Annotated in this window: 23 protein-coding genes and 2 tRNA genes; 8 read left to right on the top strand and 17 right to left on the bottom strand. The window is 65.5% G+C overall.

Annotated features, from left to right (window positions below):
• Window positions 1-37: 37 nt before the first annotated feature.
• The 4 genes from ACYVNQ_RS28550 to ACYVNQ_RS28565 all read right to left on the bottom strand — a co-directional run bounded on the left by ACYVNQ_RS28550 (window position 38) and on the right by ACYVNQ_RS28565 (window position 5,053).
• Window positions 38-1,687 (bottom strand): phospholipase D-like domain-containing protein, encoded by a 1,650-nt coding sequence (locus tag ACYVNQ_RS28550; protein WP_460907739.1) that lies wholly within the window; start codon window positions 1,685-1,687, stop codon window positions 38-40.
• A 262-nt stretch (window positions 1,688-1,949) separates the two neighbouring features.
• Complete coding sequence (panS, locus tag ACYVNQ_RS28555; protein ID WP_460907190.1) at window positions 1,950-2,909, bottom strand: ketopantoate/pantoate/pantothenate transporter PanS; 960 nt, start codon at window positions 2,907-2,909, stop codon at window positions 1,950-1,952.
• Window positions 2,910-3,225: 316 nt separating this feature from the next.
• Window positions 3,226-4,641, bottom strand: a complete 1,416-nt coding sequence (locus tag ACYVNQ_RS28560) for an MATE family efflux transporter (RefSeq protein WP_460907194.1) — start codon at window positions 4,639-4,641, stop codon at window positions 3,226-3,228.
• A 193-nt stretch (window positions 4,642-4,834) separates the two neighbouring features.
• Window positions 4,835-5,053 carry an RNA-binding S4 domain-containing protein gene (locus ACYVNQ_RS28565; protein ID WP_460907197.1) on the bottom strand — a complete coding sequence of 73 codons (219 nt, stop codon included), beginning with the start codon at window positions 5,051-5,053 and terminating at the stop codon, window positions 4,835-4,837.
• A gap of 323 nt (window positions 5,054-5,376) precedes the next feature.
• Between ACYVNQ_RS28565 and ACYVNQ_RS28570 the strand changes: the two genes are divergently transcribed.
• From ACYVNQ_RS28570 to ACYVNQ_RS28580, 3 genes are all read left to right on the top strand, one after another.
• On the top strand, window positions 5,377-5,871 hold the full coding sequence (locus tag ACYVNQ_RS28570; protein ID WP_460907200.1) for a hypothetical protein: 495 nt from the start codon (window positions 5,377-5,379) through the stop codon (window positions 5,869-5,871).
• Between the two features lie 93 nt (window positions 5,872-5,964).
• Window positions 5,965-6,228: a hypothetical protein gene (locus ACYVNQ_RS28575; protein ID WP_460907203.1), complete on the top strand. Its 264-nt coding sequence runs from the start codon at window positions 5,965-5,967 to the stop codon at window positions 6,226-6,228.
• Between the two features lie 170 nt (window positions 6,229-6,398).
• Window positions 6,399-8,534 carry an ATP-dependent helicase gene (locus ACYVNQ_RS28580; protein WP_460907206.1) on the top strand — a complete coding sequence of 712 codons (2,136 nt, stop codon included), beginning with the start codon at window positions 6,399-6,401 and terminating at the stop codon, window positions 8,532-8,534.
• A 150-nt stretch (window positions 8,535-8,684) separates the two neighbouring features.
• Here ACYVNQ_RS28580 and ACYVNQ_RS28585 read toward each other — a convergent pair whose 3' ends face one another.
• The 10 genes from ACYVNQ_RS28585 to fdxA all read right to left on the bottom strand — a co-directional run bounded on the left by ACYVNQ_RS28585 (window position 8,685) and on the right by fdxA (window position 14,055).
• Window positions 8,685-9,464 (bottom strand): DUF4088 family protein, encoded by a 780-nt coding sequence (locus ACYVNQ_RS28585; protein WP_460907209.1) that lies wholly within the window; start codon window positions 9,462-9,464, stop codon window positions 8,685-8,687.
• Between the two features lie 155 nt (window positions 9,465-9,619).
• Entirely contained in the window at window positions 9,620-9,943 is a 324-nt protein-coding gene (locus tag ACYVNQ_RS28590; RefSeq protein ID WP_460907212.1) for an AzlD domain-containing protein, read from the bottom strand.
• Window positions 9,940-10,611, bottom strand: a complete 672-nt coding sequence (locus tag ACYVNQ_RS28595; RefSeq protein WP_460907741.1) for an AzlC family ABC transporter permease — start codon at window positions 10,609-10,611, stop codon at window positions 9,940-9,942. Before ACYVNQ_RS28595 ends, ACYVNQ_RS28590 begins: the two co-directional genes overlap by 4 nt.
• A 291-nt stretch (window positions 10,612-10,902) precedes the next feature.
• Entirely contained in the window at window positions 10,903-11,730 is an 828-nt protein-coding gene (locus tag ACYVNQ_RS28600; RefSeq protein ID WP_460907215.1) for an AraC family transcriptional regulator, read from the bottom strand.
• A 77-nt stretch (window positions 11,731-11,807) separates the two neighbouring features.
• Window positions 11,808-12,308 carry a CreA family protein gene (locus ACYVNQ_RS28605; RefSeq protein WP_460907218.1) on the bottom strand — a complete coding sequence of 167 codons (501 nt, stop codon included), beginning with the start codon at window positions 12,306-12,308 and terminating at the stop codon, window positions 11,808-11,810.
• Window positions 12,309-12,443: 135 nt separating this feature from the next.
• Window positions 12,444-12,806 (bottom strand): type II toxin-antitoxin system RelE/ParE family toxin, encoded by a 363-nt coding sequence (locus ACYVNQ_RS28610; protein WP_460907222.1) that lies wholly within the window; start codon window positions 12,804-12,806, stop codon window positions 12,444-12,446.
• Entirely contained in the window at window positions 12,803-13,105 is a 303-nt protein-coding gene (locus ACYVNQ_RS28615; protein WP_460907225.1) for a type II toxin-antitoxin system ParD family antitoxin, read from the bottom strand. Before ACYVNQ_RS28615 ends, ACYVNQ_RS28610 begins: the two co-directional genes overlap by 4 nt.
• 230 nt (window positions 13,106-13,335) lie before the next feature.
• Window positions 13,336-13,411 (bottom strand) — tRNA-Asn (locus ACYVNQ_RS28620).
• 71 nt (window positions 13,412-13,482) lie between these two features.
• Window positions 13,483-13,558, bottom strand: a tRNA-Asn gene (locus tag ACYVNQ_RS28625).
• A gap of 173 nt (window positions 13,559-13,731) precedes the next feature.
• Window positions 13,732-14,055 (bottom strand): ferredoxin FdxA, encoded by a 324-nt coding sequence (gene fdxA / locus ACYVNQ_RS28630; protein ID WP_460907228.1) that lies wholly within the window; start codon window positions 14,053-14,055, stop codon window positions 13,732-13,734.
• A gap of 328 nt (window positions 14,056-14,383) precedes the next feature.
• On the opposite strand from fdxA, the gene pncB reads away from it, so the two are divergent.
• From pncB to ACYVNQ_RS28655, 5 genes are all read left to right on the top strand, one after another.
• Window positions 14,384-15,580, top strand: coding sequence for a nicotinate phosphoribosyltransferase (gene pncB / locus ACYVNQ_RS28635; protein WP_460907231.1), 1,197 nt, complete (start codon window positions 14,384-14,386; stop codon window positions 15,578-15,580).
• Window positions 15,581-15,704: 124 nt separating this feature from the next.
• On the top strand, window positions 15,705-16,367 hold the full coding sequence (locus tag ACYVNQ_RS28640) for a LutC/YkgG family protein (RefSeq protein WP_460907234.1): 663 nt from the start codon (window positions 15,705-15,707) through the stop codon (window positions 16,365-16,367).
• A gap of 304 nt (window positions 16,368-16,671) precedes the next feature.
• Entirely contained in the window at window positions 16,672-18,075 is a 1,404-nt protein-coding gene (locus tag ACYVNQ_RS28645; RefSeq protein WP_460907236.1) for a sodium:proton antiporter, read from the top strand.
• Between the two features lie 55 nt (window positions 18,076-18,130).
• On the top strand, window positions 18,131-19,120 hold the full coding sequence (locus ACYVNQ_RS28650) for a 2-hydroxyacid dehydrogenase (RefSeq protein WP_460907239.1): 990 nt from the start codon (window positions 18,131-18,133) through the stop codon (window positions 19,118-19,120).
• Window positions 19,117-20,604: a DNA recombination protein RmuC gene (locus ACYVNQ_RS28655; RefSeq protein ID WP_460907242.1), complete on the top strand. Its 1,488-nt coding sequence runs from the start codon at window positions 19,117-19,119 to the stop codon at window positions 20,602-20,604. The genes ACYVNQ_RS28650 and ACYVNQ_RS28655 overlap by 4 nt, the downstream gene beginning before the upstream one ends.
• Before the next feature lie 108 nt (window positions 20,605-20,712).
• On the opposite strand, the gene ACYVNQ_RS28660 is transcribed toward ACYVNQ_RS28655, so the two are convergent.
• From ACYVNQ_RS28660 to moeA, 3 genes are all read right to left on the bottom strand, one after another.
• Complete coding sequence (locus tag ACYVNQ_RS28660; protein WP_460907245.1) at window positions 20,713-21,216, bottom strand: GNAT family N-acetyltransferase; 504 nt, start codon at window positions 21,214-21,216, stop codon at window positions 20,713-20,715.
• Window positions 21,216-21,491 carry a hypothetical protein gene (locus tag ACYVNQ_RS28665; protein WP_075157757.1) on the bottom strand — a complete coding sequence of 92 codons (276 nt, stop codon included), beginning with the start codon at window positions 21,489-21,491 and terminating at the stop codon, window positions 21,216-21,218. Before ACYVNQ_RS28665 ends, ACYVNQ_RS28660 begins: the two co-directional genes overlap by 1 nt.
• Before the next feature lie 82 nt (window positions 21,492-21,573).
• Window positions 21,574-22,920 (bottom strand): molybdopterin molybdotransferase MoeA, encoded by a 1,347-nt coding sequence (gene moeA, locus ACYVNQ_RS28670; RefSeq protein ID WP_460907248.1) that lies wholly within the window; start codon window positions 22,918-22,920, stop codon window positions 21,574-21,576.
• Window positions 22,921-22,933 lie beyond the last annotated feature (13 nt).

Raw genomic sequence — 22,933 nt, forward strand, 5'->3', positions numbered from 1 at the left:
GAATTGGGTGAATGAAGACGGCGCGGCGGACGCACCGTCAAAGCTGATCGTCGACTGGCAGAAGCAAGAATAAACCTGTCAGCGCGTTCCGGTAGAAACCGGCGTTCGGGTCAACGGTGTAGGTCGTGACGACGTCGTTTTCGACGTCGGTCCACATCAGGTTCGACTGCACATTGGCCGGCCCGCGGCTCAGCTTCGGGCCGGGCGGCGCGAGCGTCACGTGGTAGCTCGCGCCGGGCCCGGTGACGCGGTCGAAAATCTGCGCGACCTGATCCGCCAGTTGCGGGCTGTGGATCACCAGCGCGAGTTCGGTGTTCAGATGCGCGGAGCGCGGATCGAGATTCATCGAGCCGATCACCAGCGTCTTGCGGTCGAAGACCAGTGTCTTGGCGTGCAGGCTCGAGCGCGAGCGTGAGCCGAACACACCGGCCCGGCCGCTGTTGCCGTCGCCTTGCACCGGTTTGAATTCGTACAGATCGACGCCCGCGCGCAACAGCGGCTCGCGGTACGGGCTGTAGCCGGCCTGCACGGCGACCGCGTCGGTGGCGGCGAGCGAGTTGGTCAGCACCTTCACCTTCACGCCGCGTGCCGTGAGCGCGCCGAGCGTTTTCACGCCGGCGTCATGCGGCACGAAGTACGGCGACACGATCAGCAGCTCCTGCTGCGCGTGTTGCGCGAGTTCGGTGATACGCGCGAGCGGTGGGCTCTGATACTGGTCTTGCGGCAGCCGCACCTTGTCCGGCGTGTCCGCGCTGAATTCGGCGTTGGCCCACACCAGCCCGAGTTCGCCCTGCGCGATCTGCGACGCGAGCGGGGTCGCGTTCAGCGGCTTTGCGTTGTACGGGTCGGCGTTGGTGCGCCAGTGCTGACGCAGCGCGTCGCGCGTCTGGTCGAGTTGCTGCGGATCGAACTTCTGCTTGTTCAGCGCGCGCAGCGGATACGCGCTGCTGTCGTTCCAGTACTGGTCGAAGCTCGCCGAAATATCGCCGGTGACCGGACCGGCCGCGAGCACGTCGATATCGCGGAACTGCAGTGTCTCGCTGGCGCTGAAGTATTCGTCGCCGAGATTGCGGCCGCCGACGATCGCGATCTGGTTGTCCGCGATCATCGCCTTGTTGTGCATGCGGCGCGTGAACGCGCCGATCTTCGTGAGGAAATTCTGGGTGCGCTCGTAGGTGCTGCGCTGTGCGCTGCCGAACGGGTTGAACACGCGGATCTCGATGTTGTCGTGCGTGTTCAGCGCCGCCATGATGTCGTCGAGATCCTTGAAATTCAGATCGTCGACCAGCATCCGCACGCGCACGCCGTGATCCGCCGCGTACAGCGCTGCGCCGAGCAGCAGCTTGCCGGTGGTGTCCTCGTTCGCGATGTAGTACTGCATGTCGAGCGTCTTCGTCGCGGCGCGCGCCAGCGCGATGCGCATCTGCAGGGCTTCGGTGCCGCTTTGCAGCACGCGAAAGCCGGACTGGTCCGGATGCGCGCGTTCGGGCGCGGCGAGGGCGGTGGCGAGCGGCGTCGCGGCGGTTTGCGGCAGCGCGTGCGTGACCGGGCGCTCGAACGCATCGGCCGGCGGCCGGGTCGCGCAACCCGTGACGGCGATTGCCGCGGCGGTGACCGCGACGAGCAGCGCGAAGCGCGTCAGCACACTGCGTGTGGCGCGCGGCGCGTGAAACAGGGCGGCAGTCAGAACAGCAAATGCGGCGTGCCACGTTCGATGCTGCGAGGTGTGGCGGGGATGACTGTCGTACGGCGGCACGCTGGTCCCTCCGGATGGTCGTCGCACTAACGCCAGGATGCCGGGCGTTATATTGGGATGGCCATTCTACGGGGATTTGGGGGAGCGGGCTTGTAAGACTGACGGCGTGCAGGGGCTAGTGGCGGGCGCTACCGCGCGGCGTGTCTGGCTGGTTGCCGCGCCGGTCGATCCGGGAACTTGCGGCCGGCTGGCTTCAGCCGCGCTTCGCGCCGAGTGCCGCGGCGCGGTCTTCGTGCGTGGCAGTGCGCGGCGGCCGACCCGCCCAAAAGCCCGCAAGCAGCGACCCCGACAGGTTGTGCCACACCGAGAACAACGCGCCGGGCAGCGCGGCGACCGGCGCGAAGTAAAGCTTGCCGAGCGTCGCCGCAAGACCGGAGTTCTGCATGCCGACTTCGATCGCGAGCGTCCTGCACACGGTCTCGTCGAAGCCGAGCAGACGGCCGCCCCAATAGCCGCCGAGCAGCCCGATGCCGTTATGCAGCACCACACCGAGCCCGACCACGAGCCCCACCGACGCAATGCTTTTCTGCGTGCCGCCCACCACCGCGGCGATGATCAGCAGGATCGACACCATCGACACGAGCGGCAGCACCGGTTCGATGCGCCGCACCCATTTGCCGCACAGGTGATTGATCGCGAGCCCGACGACGATCGGCAGCGCGACGATCTGCAGGATGCTCAGCAGCATGCCGCGCACGTCGACGGCGATCGACGCGTCGACGTACAGCCGCGTGAGCAGCGGCGTGGCGAACACGCCGACCAATGTCGATAGCGCACTGATCGTGACCGACAGCGCGACGTCGCCGCGCGCCAGATAGATCATCACGTTCGACGCGGTGCCGCTCGCGACGCTGCCGACCAGCACCATGCCGGCGGTCAGCTCGGGCGGCATGCGCAGCGCTTTCGCGATCAGCCAGGCGGCGAGCGGCATCACGAGATAGTGCAGCACGATGCCGGCGACCACCGGCGCGGGACGCGTGAAGACGCGCTGAAAATCGCCGATCGAAAGCGTGACGCCCATCGACAGCATGATCAGCGTCAACAGCGCGGTGACGTGCGGCGCGATGCCGGTGACCGCGGCGGGCGACAGATACGCGCCGAGCGAAACCAGCACGGCCCAAAGCGGAAAGAGGCGGGTGACGCGGGCGAGCATGGAGGACGTTCCTGTTGGTCTGGAGGGTGTCGATCGTGGGATCGTGGGATCGCGCGATGCGCCGGGCAGCACGGCAGCGTGCGTGGTGCGGGCCGTGGCGGCGCGTGCCATAGCGTGACGCGCACGCGCGCGGCGCGGCGGCCGGGCGTGCATTTTAACCGCGGCGCGGAGCGGGTGGTTTGCGGTGGGTCGATCAGGCGACTGCGACGGGCGAGAAACCGGGCGAGCAACAGGCATGCAACCGGTAAGCAACCGGCAAGCAACCGGGCAAGTACCGCGCGCACGCCCCGATTGCCGCTGCAGCCGCGGCTTGCGTTTATGGCTTGCCGCTGTGGCTCGCCGCGCGCGCCTGCGCCGCGATACTGCGCGAACTGATGCGGTGAAAGCGCAGCGTCATCAGCAGCGCGACGCTTGCAAGGCCCGCTGCCAGCCCCCACCACAGCCCGCGTGCGCCGAGCCCGGCATGGAATGCCAGCACGTAGCCCGTCGGAAAGCCGATCACCCAATAGCCGAAGGTCGCGGCCAGCATCGGTACGCGCGTGTCCTTGAGTCCGCGCAGGCACCCCGAGCAGACCGTCTGCATGCCGTCGACGATCTGGAACAGCGCGGCAACCAGCAGCAGCGAACTGGCGAGCCGGACCGTGGTCGCGTTGGCTGGATCGTCCAGATGCAGATAAAGCCCGACGATCCACTGCGGCACGGTAACCATCATCAGCCCGGACAGCGACATGAACGCTATGCCGAGCCCGAGCGCGACGAAGCCCGCATGTCGTGCCGCGAGCGGCGCGCCGGCGCCCGACCAGAAGCCGACCCGCACGTTGGCCGCCTGGCCGATCGCGAGCGGCACCATGAACGTCACCGACGCAATATTCAGCGCGATCTGATGCGCGGCGAGCTGCGCTTCGCCCAGCAGACCGACCATCAGGCCGGTGGCGAGGAACAGCAGCGATTCGACGCCATAGGTGATTGCGACCGGCCAGCCGATGCCGAACAGCTCGCCCATCAGCGGCACGTTCGGTCGCGTGGCCGCAACGAAGTGCCGGTAACGCGGACGCAGATGCAGCAGCATCATCAGGACGAGCGCACTCAGCCACACCGTCACGGTGGTGGCCGCGGCGGAGCCGAGAAAGCCGAGCCGCGGCAGACCGTACGCGCCGTGAATCATCCCGTAGTTCAGAAAGCCGTTGATCACCACGCTGCCGACCGATACCCACAGCAGCCGCTTTGCCGCGCCGATCGCCGGCAGGAACGAGCGCATCAGCCCCACGCCGATCAGGCTGGCCGGCGCGCCCCAGCGCAGCACCGCGCAGTATTCGCCGATGTGCTGCGCGAGCACGGTGGGCTCGCCGAACGCGATCAGGATCGGCGCGGCGAACGACAGCAGCGCGAAGGCCGGCACGGCCAGCAACAGCGACAGCAGAAAACCGGTCCAGTAAATGTGCGGCACGCGGCCTTCGTCCTGCGCGCCGCGCGCGTGCGACACGCTGACGCTCACCGACGTCAGCACGCCCTGCAGCAGCGTGACCACCACGAAGAACAGGTTCGCGCCGAGGCCGCCGGCGGCCAGCGCGTCGGGGCCGAGCGAGCCGAGCAGCACGGTGTCGGTGACGCTCATCGCCATCTGCGACAGCTGCGCGATGGCGAGCGGCGCGGCGAGGCGCGCGGTGTCGGCGGCGTGGCGCGACAGCGTCGGGTGGCCGGCGAGCGGACGGGATAGACCGGTTTGGGACATGGGCGCAGCGCGGCACGCGCAAGTGCGTGCCGTGCGTAATCTTTTTGTCAAAACGAACAGCTTATTGCGTTGCGCGACAGCTGTCGATCAGCCGGCACGATTTTGGTGCGGGGCTGCGCGGGCGCGCTGCAGCGATGATGGCGTCCGGGCTGGCCCGGGCCGGTGCGCACTGCGCGGGGCAGCCGGCTGCGCGTTACGCGTGGTGAACGGCGATGCGCGTGTCGCCGAGCAGGATCACCTGGCCACCGCGAATCTTGCACGTCTTGCGCAGTTCAACGTTGCCGTCGACCGTCACGGCGCCGGACGCGACCAGCGCTTTTGCAGAGCCTCCGCTGTCCGCGAGACCGGTGATTTTCAGCAGGTTGTGCAGTTCGACGAATTCGCCGGTCAGCGTGAAATCGAGATTGGGCATGACGGTTGCGACCTTGGCGTAGAGGAATCGAAAAGGACTCGCATCATAAGCCAAAGCGTAAGCCATCTTGACCCGCTTATGCCGCCTGGTGTGCTGCGTGCCTGCTGCGTGGATCGCGGGCGATCAGCTGGCGAGGTTATTCAATTGTCAGAAAATGAAACCGCAAGTAACAGCGGGTCATTTCGGTGAACTTCACTCGGAAGGGCGGGGTCATTGGAATAACCTGCTGCGCTTTTGCATTGGGTAGACAAAGGCAGGGCGGTAACGCGCCAGTTGGCGCGGCTTTGCACGCCCGTGCCGACGAACTTTCAGAGAGGATTGCCATGAGCCAGCTTCGTACGCTTTTGATCGGTACTTCGTTTGCTGCATTGGCCACTACGGCGGCTGTTGCGCAGACTTCTGCGCCGGTGATGCCTGCGCCGCCGATCGGCCAGATGCAACCACCTTCGGCGACGGCGCCCGCGCAGAACGGCCAGATGGCGCCCGCCGTGCCGACGCCCGCACCGGGCGCCGGCCATATCGCGCCGCCCAGCGCGCCTGCCGCGCGAGGCGTGCAGATGCCCGCGCCGACGCCTGCGCAGCAAACGCTCGCCGCGCCGACTTCACCCGATCCGTTGGTACAGAAACGTAATGCCGACGCACAGGCCAACGCCGAATACCGCAGCGCAAAGCAGACATCGAAGGCGCAATACAAGGAACAGGTGAACAACGCAAAGGTGAACCGCCAGGCGGACAAGCAGGCCGCACGGAACCAGTTGAACGCCGATACGCAGGCGGGCCAGGGCCCGCATGTGCCGGACGACGAAACGAAGCACTGATGGAGCGCGGGCTGGCCTGACATGAGCCCGTTCGACAGGACAGGCGATGGTGGCCCGCATCCGGCGACGAATCATTCACGAAGGGAGGACACGATGAAAAAATCGATCAATCTGCTGCTGGCGGCCTTGATTGCGGGTAGCGCCGGCACCGCCGCGTTCGCGCAGACAACGCACGATCCGGCCACCGATCCGGCCACGCATGCGGACAAGAAGGCCGCCAAGGAACAGGCGAAGGCTGACAAGAAGGGGGCGGTCGCGCAGGCGAAGGCCGATAAGGAAAAGACTGAAGCGCAGTCGGACGCGGACAAGGCCGCCGCCGATGCGCGCGTGAAGGATGCGAAGAAGCAGTCTGATTGATGAGGCTGAGGGATCGGGGCGATTGGCGTGACTAAGCGACCGCGCAACTGCGGTCGTTTCGCTGTGGCCGCGAACTGCCATCCAGGGCTGCCGAAAAAAGGGGCGCTTGTCGCCGCACATTGTATGGATATACAGTATGCGTCGCCTCCACTCTCGCCGATCCGTCCGCCGTGCTTTCCGCCGCCGCTTCTTCTCCGCCTGATGCCGCCGCCTGGCTCGCCAGGCTCAACGACGCACAGCGCGAAGCGGTCGAACACGGCACCGCAGACCTCGCACAGCCCGCCGGCGCCCTGCTGGTGATCGCGGGCGCCGGCTCCGGCAAGACCAATACGCTCGCGCACCGCGTCGCGAATCTGGTCGTGAAGGGCGCCGACCCGCACCGCATCCTGCTGCTCACGTTCTCCCGTCGCGCCGCGCTGGAAATGACGCGACGCGTCACCCGCATCGCCGGCGAGGCGCTCGGTGCGCGCGCCTCGCTCGCGCAGGGCCTCGTCTGGTCGGGCACGTTCCACAGCGTGGGTGCACGGCTGTTACGCGAATATGCGGATCTGATCGGCCTGACGCCGTCGTTCACGATCAACGATCGCGAAGACTCGGCGGACCTGATGAACCTCGTGCGCCATGAGCTCGGCTTTTCGGCCAAGGAGCGGCGCTTTCCGTCGAAGTCGACATGCTTTGCGATTTACTCGCGCGTCGTGAACACGGGCTCGACACTCGCCGACGCGCTGCACAGCAGCTTCCCATGGTGCCGCGAATGGGAGGCCGACTTGCGCGTGCTGTTCGCCGCGTACGTCGAGGCGAAACAAAAGCAAGGCGTACTCGACTACGACGATCTGCTGCTGTACTGGTCGCATATGGCGGCCGAACCGTCGATTGCCGCCGAACTGTCGGAGCGCTTCGATCACGTGCTGGTCGATGAATACCAGGATACCAACCGTCTGCAGGCGTCGATCCTGCTCGCACTGAAACCGGACGGCCGCGGCTTGACCGTGGTCGGCGACGATGCGCAGTCGATCTACTCGTTTCGCGGCGCAACGGTGCGCAACATCCTCGATTTCCCCGCGCAGTTCGATCCGCCGGCGCGGCAGGTCGCGCTGGAGCGCAACTACCGTTCGACGCAGCCGATTCTCGCCGCGTCGAATGCGGTGATCGGCCTCGCCAGCGAGCGTTATACGAAGAATCTGTGGACCGACAAGGCGTCCGCGCAGTTGCCGCGGCTCGTGACGGTCGCCGACGATGCCACGCAGGCCCGCTACGTGGTCGAACAGGTGCTGGCGGCGCGCGAAGCCGGCGTCAGGCTGAAGGCGCAGGCGGTGCTGTTTCGCGCCGCGCACCATAGCGCCGCGCTCGAGATCGAGCTGACCCGGCGCAACATCCCGTTCGTCAAGTTCGGCGGGCTCAAATTCCTCGATTCGATTCACGTGAAGGACGTGCTCGCGGTGCTGCGCTGGGCCGAAAATCCGCGCGACCGGGTCGCGGGTTTTCGCGTCGTGCAGCTGATGCCGGGCGTCGGGCCGGCGACTGCGGCGCGTGTGCTCGATGTGGTGGGCGAGCGGGCGGGGTTGCAGGTGGAGGCGGCACATATCAACGGCACCGCGCACGCCTTAGCCAGTTTCGCACCGCCCGCGCGCACGCTGGAAGACTGGCAGCCGTTCGTCGCGTTGATGTCGACGCTGTGCGGCGACGCGTCGTCGTGGCCGGCCGAATTCGAGCAGATCCGCCGCTGGTACGAGCCGCATCTGGAGCGCAATCACGAAGACGCGCTGGTGCGTCACGCGGACCTTATGCAGATGGAAAGCATCGCGGGTACCTATGCGTCGCGCGAGCGGTTCCTGACCGAACTGACGCTCGATCCGCCCGACGCGACCAGCGGCGAATCCGGCGTGCCACTACTCGACGAGGACTATCTGATCCTGTCGACGATCCACTCGGCGAAAGGGCAGGAGTGGCGCAACGTGTTCGTGCTGAACGGCGTCGACGGTTGCATTCCGTCCGATCTCGGCACGGGCAGCGACGAAGAGATCGACGAAGAGCGGCGTCTGCTGTACGTCGCGATGACGCGTGCCAAAGAAGACCTGCACGTCGTCGTGCCGCAGCGTTTTTACGTGCACAACCAGACGCAGCTCGGCGACCGGCACGTGTGGGCGTCGCGCACACGCTTCATTCCGGCAGATCTGCTGCCGCTGTTCGACGTCCACGCATGGCCGCCCGTCCCGCAGCCGACCGCGCCGAGCGAGGCCGGCCGCGCGGCGGCGGCGAAGGCCAAAGTCGAGATCGCGGCGAAGCTCAGGAAGATGTGGGACTGACGCGGTACGCAGGCGGTGCTTGTGCTCCCTGCGTCCGCCGTATCAGCCGGCAGACGGAGCCGCAAGCGCCTATGACGTGACGGCGTGGGCAGTGCGTTTGCGGTGCGTGCCTGCAGCCTGTGCACGCCGCCCGTGCGGCCGGTCGCACCGCTACTGCGGCTGGCGCGGCTGCGGTCGCTGCTGCGGGGGCCGCGCCGGTGGCGGCGGCATAAAGAAGTTGCGCAGCCAGGCGGCCAGCCGGGCGAACACGTCGTACGGTTCCTCGACGAAGATCTCCGGCTTCAGCAAACGCAGATACTCCATGATCTGCTGCGCCTCCTGCTTCTGAAACGACCCGTGCGTGATGCCCAGGCGCAACAGCCCGCGCAATTCGCCGAGCTTTTCGCGCGCGGTGCTGCCGACGCTGGTTTCGCACGCCACCTTTGCTTCATACACGCGCTGGCGCAGCGATTCGGCAAGCCGCCACGCGGGCGTCTGCATCGCTTCCTCGAGCACCTGGATGTCTTGCGCGGCCGACTTGATCTGCGCGGCGAGCGGATCGACCAGATTCGGCGCGGCCTGCGCCTCGTTGACGATCGCGGTGGCCCACTCGCGGCTTTGCTTGGCGAGCTCTTCCGGCGTCCATTCTGAACGCGCGGCGAAACCAAAACCGAATTCCGATGCCTGTCGCATCAAAATCGCGACGACGTCAGGAAACTCCTTGTCCAGCGTACGTTTTGCCCATGCGTATTGGCCGCCCTGCAGCATCCGCTGCACGGCGTGTTCGGTGAGCGGCACCATGCTGTCGAGCAGCTTGGCGCGCAGAAAATCTTCGAAAGACGGCGTCGCGAACTGCGGATCGAGCTTGAGCGAGACGCGCACGAACGCGTCGAAATCCTTGCGCAGCGACGCGATGGTTTCGTCTTTCAGTAAAAGGGTGATTTGCCCCATGTCGTATCCTGGTTGGTCAGCCGCGGCGCTCGGAAGCTTGCCAGGCTGACGGACTCGACTGATTTAACGGCGGCGAGCGGCGAAACTTGAGGGGAGCTGACGGGCGGCTTGCTGCCTGGGCAGGGGTATGCGACGCGGCGCAGCACCGCAATCCGCTACTTGAGCACGACGCCCTGCCAGACGAAAAACACCGCGAGCCCGACCGCGATCGTCAGCAGCGGACGCCGCGTCAGCGCGCTGACGGCCACTGCAGCGAGCGCACCGACCAGTTGCGGGTTGCGCCAGCTGAGTTCGGCGCCGCCGCCGTGCGGCGCCACCGCCATCGGCACGATGATCGCGGTCAGCACCGTCACCGGCACGAAGCCGAGCGCGGTGCGCACCAGCGGCGCAAACGCGATGCGCTCGCCGAGCACGAACACGGTCGCGCGGATCAGCCAGGTGATCAGCGCCATGCCGACAATCAGCAATACGCTGCTCATCGCGACACCCCCGCTGCGGTGCGGCGCGGTGTCTGCGGCCGCGACAACATCACGCCGACGGCCACGCCGACGAACACCGCGGCCAGCAGGCCGAGCTTGTAAGGCCACGCCTGCCAGAAGAACGCCAGTGCGCCGGCCGTCACGGCCGCGGCGACGTAGCGCAGCGCGACGAGTTGCGGCACGACGATCGCGATGAAGGTGGCGACCATCGCGAAGTCGAGCCCGAGCGATTGCAGGCCGGGAAACGCGGCGCCGAACAGCAGGCCGGCGAGCGTCCAGACTTGCCAGTTCAGATACATCGACAGGCCCGAGCCGAGAAAATAGTAAGGGCCGATCGCACCCGGCGGATGTAGCCGGTAATGTGCCCACGCGACCGCGAATACCTCGTCGGTGAGCAGGCCGCCGAGCGCCCAGCGCCAGCGTGCGGGCAGATGCGCGACGTACGGCGCGAGCGTCGCGCTGTACAGCAGGTGGCGCAGATTGACGACGAAGGTCGTCGCCCAGATCACCGCGAAGCTCGCATGGCCTGCGATCAGGCCGAGCGCGATGAACTGCGCGGAGCCGGCGAACACGAGCAGCGACATCAACTGGCCGTGCCACAGATGCAGCGGGCCGGACGCGACAAGGGTGCCGAAGATCACGCCGAACGGTGCGGCGCCGACCAGCATCGGGATCGTATCGCGCGCGCCGGAGGTGAATTCACGAAGACGGTTGGGATGGGACACGCTGTTCTCCTCTGAATGAGGAGCGTAGCGCGACGGGGCCGGCGGCGCTTGTACGTTCTTGCTGCTGGGAGCGCGTTGCGGCGATGCGATGTGGCCGCAGCCGCAGCCGCAGCCGCAGCCGATGCACGCGATGCACCCGATCGATGCAGGTCATGCGCCGCCGCTGTCGCAATCGCTGTGTGTGAACGCATGGCCTGGCTCGACCTTGCCATGTCCCGCCGGCGCGATGCCCGTCTAGTTACCCTGCCACCGTCCTGGCGGCACGCCGAACATACGGCGAAAGTGCCGCGTGAAATGGCTTTGATCGGTGAAGCCGCTCGCCGCCGCGACGTCCGTGACCGGCACGCCCGCGCGCAATGGCCCGAGCGAACGTTGCAGGCGCATCTGATTGCGCCACGCGTGCGGCGGCAAGCCGGTACTGCGTGTGAACAGCCGCGCCGCGTGAAAGGGCGACAAGCCCACCGTGTCCGCCAGCTCGGTCAGCGAAACCGGAGCGGCGAGTTCGCCGCTCAAGCGCTCTTTCATCGTCGCGACGCGTGCGTCGTCGCGCCCTGCCTGCAGCGTGTCGGGGCGGGTGCGGCCATAGCGCGTAAGCAGCGCCGACAACGCATCGACGATGGCCGCCTGCGCGGCCAGCGGGTCGCGCTCGGTTTCGAGCAGCCGATGTGCGTGCGACAGGCGCTGCGCCAGATCGGCGTCGCGGATCACGTCGGCATCGAACCATGGCAGCGCTTGCGGCGTACCCGCGATGTCCGTCGCCAGTTGTTGCAGATAGTCGACCGGCGCGTACAGCACGCGATAGCGCCAGCCTTCGTCCATCGCTCGCGAACCGGTGTGCACCTCGCCCGGGTTGATGACCGGCACACTGCCGGCCTCCGCGGTATAACGCGAGCCACGGTACTGGTAAGTCTCCGCGCCGGCTTCGATGACCGGAATCGTGTACGCGTCGTGCCAGTGCGGCGTGAACGCGTGATCGTGGTATTCGGCCGTCAGCAGATCGGCGCCGGGCAACAGCGGCGTGCGCCAGTAACGGGCGGAATCGCGGAAACGGGTGGTGGTCATCGTGCGGTCCGGAGGATCCACCAGTTTAGCGCGCCGGGCATGCGTCGCGTCGCCGGCGCTGGCTTCGGTTCTTCAGTTCATTTGATGGGGATGGTCGTGCCGGCGGGCATCGGCACCGCGGTCACGCTGTTTTTCGCGCTGCCGCTGACGACGCGATCGCTGTAGGTCAGATAGACGAGCGTGTTGCGCTTCGTGTCGACCACGCGTACCACATGCAGTGTCTTGAAGATCAGCGACATGCGCTCGGTGAACACATCGGCCTGCTGCTTGAGCGGCCCACCCTCGAAGCGGATCGCGCCGACCTGACGGCACGCGATCGACGCTTCGGTCGGATCTTCGGCAATGCCGAGCGTGCCCTTGATGCCGCCGGTGCGAGCCCGCGACACGTAGCAGGTCACGCCGGTCACGGCTGGATCGTCGTACGCCTCGACCACCACGCGGTCCGAGCCGGTGATGCGGAAGTTGGTGTTGACGCTCGCGACTTCCTCGGCGCCGGCGGGTTGCGCGGCAAGCAGCGCCGCTAGCGTGACGTTCGCGGTGAGCGCGGCGAACAGCGTGCGAAGCAGGGTAGCTTTCATCGGGACACCGGAAAAAAGCCACATCGTATACCAGCGTGGATGGCGGGCGCAGGTGCGCTGATCGCCGCGTGTTGCTAGCCCTGCAATATAGAAGCGCTAGCTGTTGTCATTGATCCCATTGGATTGGCGGCGCTTTCATTTGGCATCGATTGCAGCAGGCGCATGCCTGGGCAGATCCATCGCATCGTGGAGAATCCGGAGCACGTCGATTACGCGCTGGTTGTGGTCGGCGACGCGGAACATGATGAAGTGCCTCCCCTTGCGCCGCTTGCGTGCTACGTGGAGAGTCAGCAGGCCGGGAGCAATCTCGTCCCGTATAGCAACGCCAGCCAGCGTCGGACCTGCCGCCAGATCTTGCAAGGCCGTCGAGAGCGTGGCTGCATAGGCGCGCGCTTGCGTTTTGCCGAATTGGTCCGCGCTCCAGCGGATGATGCTGCTGAAGTCGTCTTCCGCAGATTCCGTAAGGCGAATCGTCCAGCCCGTCGTCTGGCTGGTCACTGGGTTAGTTTTGATTTGGCCGCCGGCGTGAGCGCGTCTTCCGTGAGCCCGGCAAGATGCTGATCTAGCTCATGCGCCGAGCCAAAACTGCGCAGCCGGCCAGCCTTAACGTCAGAAAGACCGAGGCGTGCAGCATCTCGCAATGCCTCGATGCGGGCCTGCGCCTCAGTCTCCTCACGCTCGATTAGCCGCAGGCCTTCGCGTAGCACCTCACTCGCGTTCTGATAGCGACCGGATTTGACAAGGCGGTCCACCAAGGTGGCTTGGTGGGTAGTCAGCACGACATTGCGAGTGGGCATGACGTTAGGTCCTCGAGAACACGTGAATGGCAGATTATGCCATGAGTGCGGTGTGTGTCCTTGAGACTGCTGTATCGACTACGGGGACTGTCGAAACCTTGTTGGCGTCATACCTTTTCGGTTTCGTTGTGCCGAACTAGTAAAAGGCGATCATCGCGAAGAATATTGGGCTCAGCGTGAATCGCGGACACAAAAAGAAAAGGCCCGCACGCATGCGGGCCTTGCAAATTTGGCTCCCCGACCTGGGCTCGAACCAGGGACCTACGGATTAACAGTCCGGCGCTCTACCAACTGAGCTATCGGGGAACAGCAGTTACAGCTTCACTTCATTCGGTACATAAAAAAGCCCGTTATGGCGAACGGGCCTTTGCAATTCTTGGCTCCCCGACCTGGGCTCGAACCAGGGACCTACGGATTAACAGTCCGGCGCTCTACCAACTGAGCTATCGGGGAACAGCAGAGAAGCGAAATTGTATGAGGTGCCGCGGGACCTGTCAATAGGCAGCGGGCATCTCGATAGGTTGTGCTAACGCGCGGGGCTGCTGTGAACAATGGGCCTCATTGATGACGCTTCACCAATAGAGGCTTCACCAATAGCCTCACTGCGACGGGCCCAAGGTTCGGAATCAACGCTCGAGCAGCGCGAGCTTTTCTTTCAGGTCCTTGAATTCGTCGGCTTCCGGCAACGGCGCCTTGGTCTTCGTGATGCTCGGCCATCCCTTTGCCAGTTCTGCATTGAGCGGCGTGAAGTGCTGCTGGTCCGACGGGACGTCTTCTTCTGCGTAAATGGCGTTCACCGGGCACTCGGCGACGCAGACGGCGCAATCGATGCACTCGTCCGGATCGATGGCGAGGAAGTTGGGACCTTCACGGAAGCAGTCCACCGGGCACACATCGACGCAATCGGTATAGCGGCACTTGATGCAGCTCTCGGTTACAACGTGAGTCATTCAGGCAGCTCCTGCATGCGGTATTCGTGGGTATTGGGATCGCAAAACGGGGTGGCAAAAACGCCAAAAGCGGTATTGTAACGTAACGCCAACCTGCGCATGTGGCACAGTTCCGCGCCCCTTATATCGTTTGGTGATTAGTTTATGGTGGCCATGGGCCGTTCATCTGCGCTATCCGGGCGCGAATGCGCGCGCTTCGGGTAACATCCGACAGCACCGCCGCGAGACCCGGTGCACAGTGACAGCGGTAGCTTCTGAATTTCTGAAGGAAGACCCACGCGGGCCTACGCGCCCATCGATTGTCCGCAGTCCGGCATGCAACATCACCATGATCATTACTTCGCTGCTCGATACCGATCTGTACAAATTCACGATGATGCAGGTGGTGTTGCATCATTTCCCGGCGGCTTCCGTCGAATACAAGTTCCGCTGCCGTACGCCGAAGATCGACCTCGTGCCGTACATCGGCGAGATTCGCGACGAACTGCGCAAGCTCTGCGAGCTGCGCTTCACCGACGACGAGCTCGACTACCTGCGGCGCATGCGCTTTATCAAAGGCGACTTCGTCGAGTTTCTTGCGCTGTTCCATCTGAACGAGAAGTACATCTCGGTAACGCCCTCCGCGAAGGGCAACGGCGAAATCGACATCGACATCAGCGGCCCGTGGCTGCATACGATCCTGTTCGAAATCCCGGTGCTCGCGATCGTCAACGAGGTGTACTTTCGCAACACGCAGCGGCAGCCGGATTACACCGAAGGGCGCGCTCGCCTGAAGGACAAGATCAAGCTGTTCGGTGCGAAGCCGGAATTCGCGGACTGCAAGATCGCCGACTACGGCACGCGCCGCCGTTTCTCAAAGCAGTGGCACGAGGAAGTGATCCTCACGCTCAAGGAAGGGCTGCACGACCAGTTCGCCGGCACCAGCAACGTGTACTACGCGATGAAGCACAGCCTGACGCCGCTCGGCACGATGGCGCACGAGTACCTGCAGGCGTGTCAGGCGCTCGGCCCGCGGCTGCGCGATTCGCAGATCTACGGCTTCGAGATGTGGGCCAAGGAATACCGCGGCGACCTCGGCATCGCGCTGTCCGACGTGTACGGCATGCAGGCGTTCCTGCGCGACTTCGACATGTACTTCTGCAAGCTGTTCGACGGCGCGCGCCACGATTCCGGCGACCCGTTCGACTGGGGCGAGCGGCTGCTGCGGCACTACGAGGCGAACCGCTGCGACCCGCGTACCAAGGTGCTGGTGTTTTCCGACGCGCTCGACGTGCCGAAGGTGCTGCAGCTGTACGAACGCTTTCGCGGCCGTTGCAAGCTGGCGTTCGGCGTGGGCACCAACCTGACCAACGACCTCGGCTACCAGCCGCTGCAGATCGTGATCAAGATGGTTCGCTGCAATGGCCAGCCGGTGGCGAAGTTGTCCGATTCGCCGGGCAAGAACATGTGCGACGACAAGGCCTATCTTGCCTACCTGCGCCAGGTATTCGGCATTCCGCAACCCGCCGAAGAAGACGCATCGTAGCTCGCTGCAAACGGCGTGTACATCTGCCGAACGGACGAGTGTGACGCGCATGGGGCGGCCGGTATAATCCGCCAGATGTCGCATGTGCAAAGAGGCATGCAGGACCGATACGGGGATTTCGCTCATGGATACATCCGCTGCCCGCCGCAACATCCTCGCGCGCATTCGCGCGGCGCAAGGGCGTGAGCCCGAACCGGCCGCCGCCGAGCGCGCGGCTGTCGAGAGTTATCTGCAAGCTCATCCGCAAGGGCCGCGGCCGCCGCTGCCGGACGACCTGGTTGCATGCTTCGTCGAGCGCGCGCAATTGATGGCTACCACGGTCGATACCGTCGAATCGCTTGCCGATGTACCAGCGGCCGTGCAGCGCTATCTGGCGCAACTGAATTTGCCGCCGCAGGCGATCGCATGGCAGACGCTGCAGGATATGCCGTGGGCTGAGGCGGGCGTTGCGGTCGAGTTTCGCAAGCCGCAAGATCTTGATCGGGTCGGCATCACCGGCTGCTTTTGCGCGATCGCCGAGACCGGCACGCTGGCGCTGTTGTCGGGCCCGGAAACATATGCATCGGCCGGGCTGCTGCCGGAAACGCATATCGCGATCGTGCCCGCGTCGCGCATCGTCGGCGCGCACGAAGACGCGTTCAATCTGATCCGTGCCGAGCGGGGCGAACTGCCGCGCGCGACGAACTTCGTCTCCGGGCCGTCGCGCACCGGCGATATCGAGCAGACCATCGTTCTCGGCGCGCATGGGCCGTATCGCGTGCATGCGTTGATCGTGCGTGGCGCTTGAGTTGCGCTTGAGCCGCGCGTTTGTGTCCTCGCTTGTGCAGTCGATTGTCTCTGCTTTTGCCGATTGCGTGCTGCCCGTCGCTTCGCTTGCATTCCGTCATTCCGGCCTGCGTGCGACGAGGTCCGCGCAGCGTTTGACCGCGCTGCGCGGCGGCCATGCGAACCGCCCGCCATTGCCGTGCGTTGCGGCGCATGCCGGTGCTGACGTTATTGCCGGGGGCGCTGCCGGTGTTCGTGCTCGTAGTGCGCGTGCCTCTCGTGATGTCCGCAACGACTGCGGCACCCACCCGGCGGCGTGGCGCGTCGTGTTGGCTGCATTGGCAGCCGCATGCGCAGCATCGCCCGGCTGCGCGCAGGCCGCGACCATCGACGGTGCCGTACTGTCGGCGTGGTGGGGCGTGCCGTTTGCCTGCATGCTGCTGTCGATCGCGATCTTTCCGCTGCTCGCGCCGAGACTCTGGCATCGCCATTTCGGCAAGATTTCCGCGGCATGGGCGCTGGCGTTTCTCGCGCCGTTTGCATGCGCCTTCGGCTCGGGTGCCGCGTTCGGTGCGCTGATGCACGCGCTGTTCGAGGAGTACGTGCCGTTTATCGTGTTGCTCGTCGCGCTTTATACGATCGCCGGCGGCATCTGCATCAACGGCAATCTGCACGGCACGCCGCGTCTGAATACCGGCCTGCTGGCACTCGGCACGCTGCTCGCGAGCATCATGGGCACGACCGGCGCCGCGATGCTGCTGATTCGCCCGCTGCTGCGCGCGAACGACCACCGCAAGCAGGTCGTGCATGTAGTCGTGTTCTTTATCTTTCTGGTTGCCAACGCAGGCGGTTCGTTGACGCCGCTTGGCGATCCGCCGCTGTTCCTCGGCTTTCTGAACGGCGTCGGTTTTTTCTGGACAACGGTGCATCTCGCGTTGCCGATGCTGTTCCTTTGCGCGATTCTGCTCGCGCTATTCTATGCGCTCGATTCGTACCATTTCCGGCGCGACGGGGAAGCGCGGGCGCCGCGCCTCGACCCGACGCCCGACACGCAAGCGTGGTCGATCGACGGCAAGATCAACTTCGTGCTGCTGGCCGCAGTGATCGCGTTGGTGCTGATGAGCGGCGTATGGAAACCGGGCATCGCGTTCGACCTGTTCGGCACGCACGTCGCGCTGCAAGATGCATTGCGCGACCTCGCGCTGGTCGCGCTCACGCTTGCATCGCTGGTTCTCACGCCGCGTTCGGCGCGCACCGGCAATGCGTTCGATTGGGCGCCGATCGAAGAAGTCGCGAAGCTGTTTGCCGGTATTTTCGTGACGATCGCGCCGGTGCTGATGATGTTGCGCGCCGGCGAATCGGGCGCGTTCGCCGGCATCGTGCGGCTCGTCAACGACGCGTCCGGCAAGCCGCACGATGCGATGTACTTTTGGGCCACCGGTCTGCTGTCGTCGTTTCTCGATAACGCGCCGACCTACCTCGTGTTCTTCAACCTGGCGGGTGGGGATGCGCAGACGCTGATGACCACGGGCGCGTCGACGCTCGCGGCGATCTCGGCCGGCGCGGTGTTCATGGGCGCGAACAGCTATATCGGCAACGCGCCCAACTTTATGGTGAAGGCGATTGCCGAGTCGCGCGGCATCCGCATGCCGAGTTTTTTCGCGTACCTCGCGTGGTCGGGCATCGTGTTGCTGCCGCTGTTCGCCGCGCTGTCGTGGCTGTTTTTTTAAGACGTCTTGCTGCGCCGGTGCATGCTGAGCCCGGCGCCTTATTCGGAGAAGCGCAATGCAAAAGATCCTGGTCGCACGTGGAATTTTTCCGGACGTGGTCGAGCGGCTCAAGCAGTATTTCGACGTCGAGTGGAACAACGGCGAGGTGCTCGCCGCCGGCGAATTGAAGCAACGCCTCGCAGACAAGGACGGCGCGCTGACCGCCGGCGACATGATCGACGCTTCGGTGTTCGCGGCCGCGCCGCGGCTGCGCGTCGTGGCGAACATGGCGGTCGGCTACAACAATTTCGATATGGCCGCGTTCAACGCGGCCAACGTGCTCGGCACCAACACGCCGGATGTGCTCAACGAATCGACTGCCGATTTCGGCTGGGCGCTGATGATGGCCACCGCCCGCCGTATCACCGAATCCGAACACTGGCTGCGTGCGGGCGAGTGGCGCAAGTGGTCGTTCGACAGCTTTCTCGGCGCAGACATCCACGGCGCGACGCTTGGCGTGATCGGCATGGGCCGCATCGGCCAGGCGCTGGCGCGCCGCGCGCGCGGCTTCAATATGCAGGTGATCTATCACAACCGTTCGCGCGTCGCGCCGGAGATCGAGGCTGAGCTGAACGCGCAGTACGCATCGAAAGAAGATCTGCTGAAGCGCGCCGATCACGTCGTGCTGGTGCTGCCGTACACGAAGGACAGCCACCACACGATCGGCGCGGCCGAACTCGCGTTGATGAAGCCCACCGCAACGCTGACCAATCTCGCGCGCGGCGGCATCGTCGACGATGCGGCGCTGGCCGAAGCCTTGCGCACGAAGCGCATCGCGGCCGCCGGCCTCGACGTGTTCGAAGGCGAGCCGAGCGTGAACCCGGCGCTGCTGAGCGTATCGAACATCGTGCTCACGCCGCATATTGCGAGCGCGACTGAAGCGACCCGTCGCGCGATGGCCAATCTGGCCGCCGACAACCTGATCGCAGGCCTCGGCGAAGGTCCGCGCGCCGGGCGTCCGCCGAATCCGATCAACCCGGATGTGATCGGGAAGGCGCGTTCATGACCCTCGCCCTGGTGGCAGCCGTCGTGGTTCTGGCGGTTGCGCTTGTAATCGCGCTCGTGGTGCTGCTGCGCGGGGGCAACCGCGCGCAGCACATGCAACAGACGGAGCAGCTCGACCAGCTGGGCGAGCGCATCGTCGCGAGTGCCGACGCGCAGGCACGCGAGTTCGAGCGGCTCGAGCGCGAACTGCGTAACGACATCACCGAAACCGCGCGCGTGTCGCGTACCGAACAAAGCGGCGGCTTCTCGCAATTCCAGCAGACGCTCGCCGCGCAGTTCGGCAGTATGACGACGGTGCAGGGCGGCAAGATCGACGGCTTTGCACAGCAACTCGTGAAGCTGACCGAAACCAACGCGCAACAGCTCGACGCAGTGCGCCAGAGCCTGCAACTGCAGGCGCACCAGGCGCGCGACGAACAGGGCATCACGCTGAAGCGCTTCGGCGACACGCTGACGCAGCAACTGGTGCAGATGACCGAAGCGAACGACCGGCGCTTCGCCGAAGTGCGCGCGACGATCGAGCAGCGTCTGAAGGACATCGAGGCGAACAACGCAACCAAGCTCGAAGAGATGCGTCGCACCGTCGACGAAAAACTGCACGCGACGCTCGAACAGCGCCTGGGCGAATCGTTCAAGCTGGTCTCCGACCGGCTCGAGCAGGTGCATCGCGGCCTCGGCGAGATGCAGACATTGGCGGCCGGTGTCGGCGACCTGAAGAAGGTGCTGACCAACGTGAAGACGCGCGGCACGTGGGGCGAAGTGCAGCTCGAAGCGTTGCTCGAGCAGATGCTGACTGCGGACCAGTACGCGAAGAACATCGCGACGGTGCCCAAGAGCGCGGAGCGCGTCGAATTTGCGATCAAGCTGCCGGGGCGGTCGTCGGTGAATGGCGTCGACGTGCCGGTGTGGCTGCCGATCGATGCGAAATTCCCGCGCGAAGACTACGAGCGCCTGATCGACGCGCAGGAACGCGCCGATCCGGTCGCGGTGGAGGAGGCGTCGCGCGCGCTCGAAGCGCGCATCCGCGCCGAGGCACGCACGATCTCGGAGAAGTACGTGGCGCCGCCGCATACGACCGATTTCGCGCTGCTGTTCCTGCCCACCGAAGGGCTCTATGCGGAGGTGCTGCGCCGTCCGGGGCTGACCGATCTGCTGCAGCGCGACTACCGCGTGACAGTGGCCGGGCCGACTACGCTGACGGCGTTGCTGAACAGTCTGCAGATGGGGTTCCGCACGCTGGCGATCGAGCAGCGGTCGAGCGAAGTGTGGCAGGTGTTGGGCGCGGTGAAGACCGAGTTCAGCCAGTTCGGCGACGTGCTGGCGCGGACCAAGGCGCAGCTCGAAACGGTCACGCGCTCGATCGAAAAGGCGGAAGTCCGCACGCGCGCGATGAACCGCAAGTTGCGCGACGTCGAGGCGCTGCCGGGCGAAGAAGCCAAAGAGTTGCTGGGCGACGCGCTGTCAGGTGCGGATGCGGACGAGTGACGCAGACGAGACGCTGAACCGGCGTTAGCGGTAATGCGGCAGGCGCGGCCTCAACCGCGCTTGCCGCCACGCCCCGCAACCACAGGTGCAACTGCGCCGCACATGACGCTATTGAGCGCCGTTACCCGCCCCTGCCAGTTGCTCCAGCGCATCGCCGGTAATCCGCACGATGCGCCACTCAGGCAGCACGCTCGCGCCCATTTTTTCGTAGAAGTCGATCGCCGTCTGGTTCCAGTCGAGCACGGTCCATTCGAAGCGTCCGCATTGCCGCTCGAGCGCGAGCGCGGCCAGATACCGCAGCATCGCCGAACCGAGACCGCTGCCGCGTTCGGCCGGCTGCACGTACAGGTCTTCGAGATACAGCCCGCGTCGGCCCAAAAAGGTCGAGAAGTTATGAAAGAACAGCGCATAGCCGACGATGCGTCCGTCGCGTTGCGCGACCAGCGCTTCCGCCGCGGGCTGCGCACCGAACAGCGCATCGTGCAGGCTGGCCGGGGTCGCAATGAACAGATGCGTGAGCTTTTCGTATTCGGCCAGTTCGAGCATCAGCGCGAGCATCGGCTCGACATCGGCGGCGGTCGCGGCACGGATGGTTGGCGCGGTTGCGGTCATCACGCTTCCTCCGGCACGTCGCTCAGCTGGATCTCGATGCCGCCGAAGCGCGACGCGACCCAGTTGTACGCATGGCAGGCGATCCACAGCAGCACGAAGCCGAGAATCGCGTTCAGCAGCAGCGCGCTGAACACCGTGCTCAGTTCGACCGAACCGTAGCGGATAAAGGCAACCAGCACGCCGAGCAGCACGATCGGCACGCTGAATGTCAGGTACACGAGGATCAGTGCCTTGGCGGTTTGTCCCGGTGCAATGGACGAGATCTGTTTTTTCATTGAGGTCTTACCCGTAGGTCGTGTGTGAGCGGTGTAGCTTGCGTGCATAGTGTGCGTGAAGCGGGGTGTGAAACCGCGCGCTTCAAATTAAACCGTCGAACGGCATGATATCGACCGTGTCTCCAGTGTCGATATCGCCCTGGTCGTGTGCGAGCACGATGAAGCAATTCGCTTCGCTCATCGAGCTCAGCACGCCGGAGCCTTGCGAGCCGGTCGGCACGACGTGCCAGCCGCCGTCGGCCGCGCGGCTCGCGACGCCGCGCTGATATTCGGTGCGCCCGGCGCGCTTGCGGATCGGCGTGGTGCTCGCCGCGCGGATCAGCGGCAGCGGTTGCAGCGTGGCGCCGGCCATCAGCAGCAACGCGTCGCGCACGATCTGGTAGAACGTCACCATCACCGCGACCGGATTGCCCGGCAAGCCGAAGAACAGCGCCGGCTGGCCCACGCCGGCACGGCCGCCGGACCATACGCGGCCGAACGCCATCGGCCGGCCCGGGCGCATCGCGAGGCTCCAGAAGGCGACGTCGCCGAGCGCACGCGATAACTGCCTGGTCAGGTCCGCTTCGCCGACCGATACGCCGCCCGACGTGAGGATCACATCTGCGCTGGCCGCTGCGCTGAGCAGCGCGGCTTCCAGCGCCGCGGGCTCGTCGCGCACCACACCCAGATCGATCGCATCGAAGTTCAGACGCCGCAGCATCGCGAGCAGCGTGTAGCGGTTGCTGTCGTACACGCAGCCGGCGTCGAGCGGCTGGCCGATCGAGCGGAGTTCGTCTCCGGTCGAAAAGAACGCGACGCGCAGGCGTCGCCGCACCGCGACTTCGCCGATCCCAAGCGACGCAAGCAGGCCGAGGTCCGACGCGCGCACGATCCGCCCGATGTGCAGCGCCGCCGCGCCGCGCGCCAGATCTTCGCCGGCGCGCCGCCGGTTTGAGCCGCCGCGCAGGGCGCCGGCGGCGAAGCGGATGGTGCGGCCGTCGTCTGCTGCTTCGACCTGTTCCTGCGGTACGACCGTGTCGCAGCCCGCGGGCATCAGTGCGCCGGTCATCACGCGCACGCATTGCGTGGCATCCACCGCGCCGGCGAATGGATGGCCGGCGAGCGCCTTGCCGGCGATCGTGAGGGTGAGCTGCTGCTGAGTGTGCTGGCGGGCCTCGCCGTGCGGCGCGGCTTGCGGCGACACTGCTCCATCGAGCGCCGCGCTGCTGAACGCGTAGCCGTCCATCGCCGAGTTGTCGTGCGCCGGCACGTCGATCGGCGACACGATGTCTTCGGCCAGCACGCGATCGAGCGCATCGACAAGTGGCACGCGCTCGACAGTCGTCACCGGCGTCGCCCATTGGCGAACGATCGCCTGGGCGGCTGAGACCGGCAATGCTTGAGGGTCGAACTGGGCGACGCTGCGAGAAAGTTCGTTAGACGTGGTCATGAATGGGGAGGCG

The sequence above is a fragment of the Paraburkholderia jirisanensis genome (assembly GCF_054782355.1).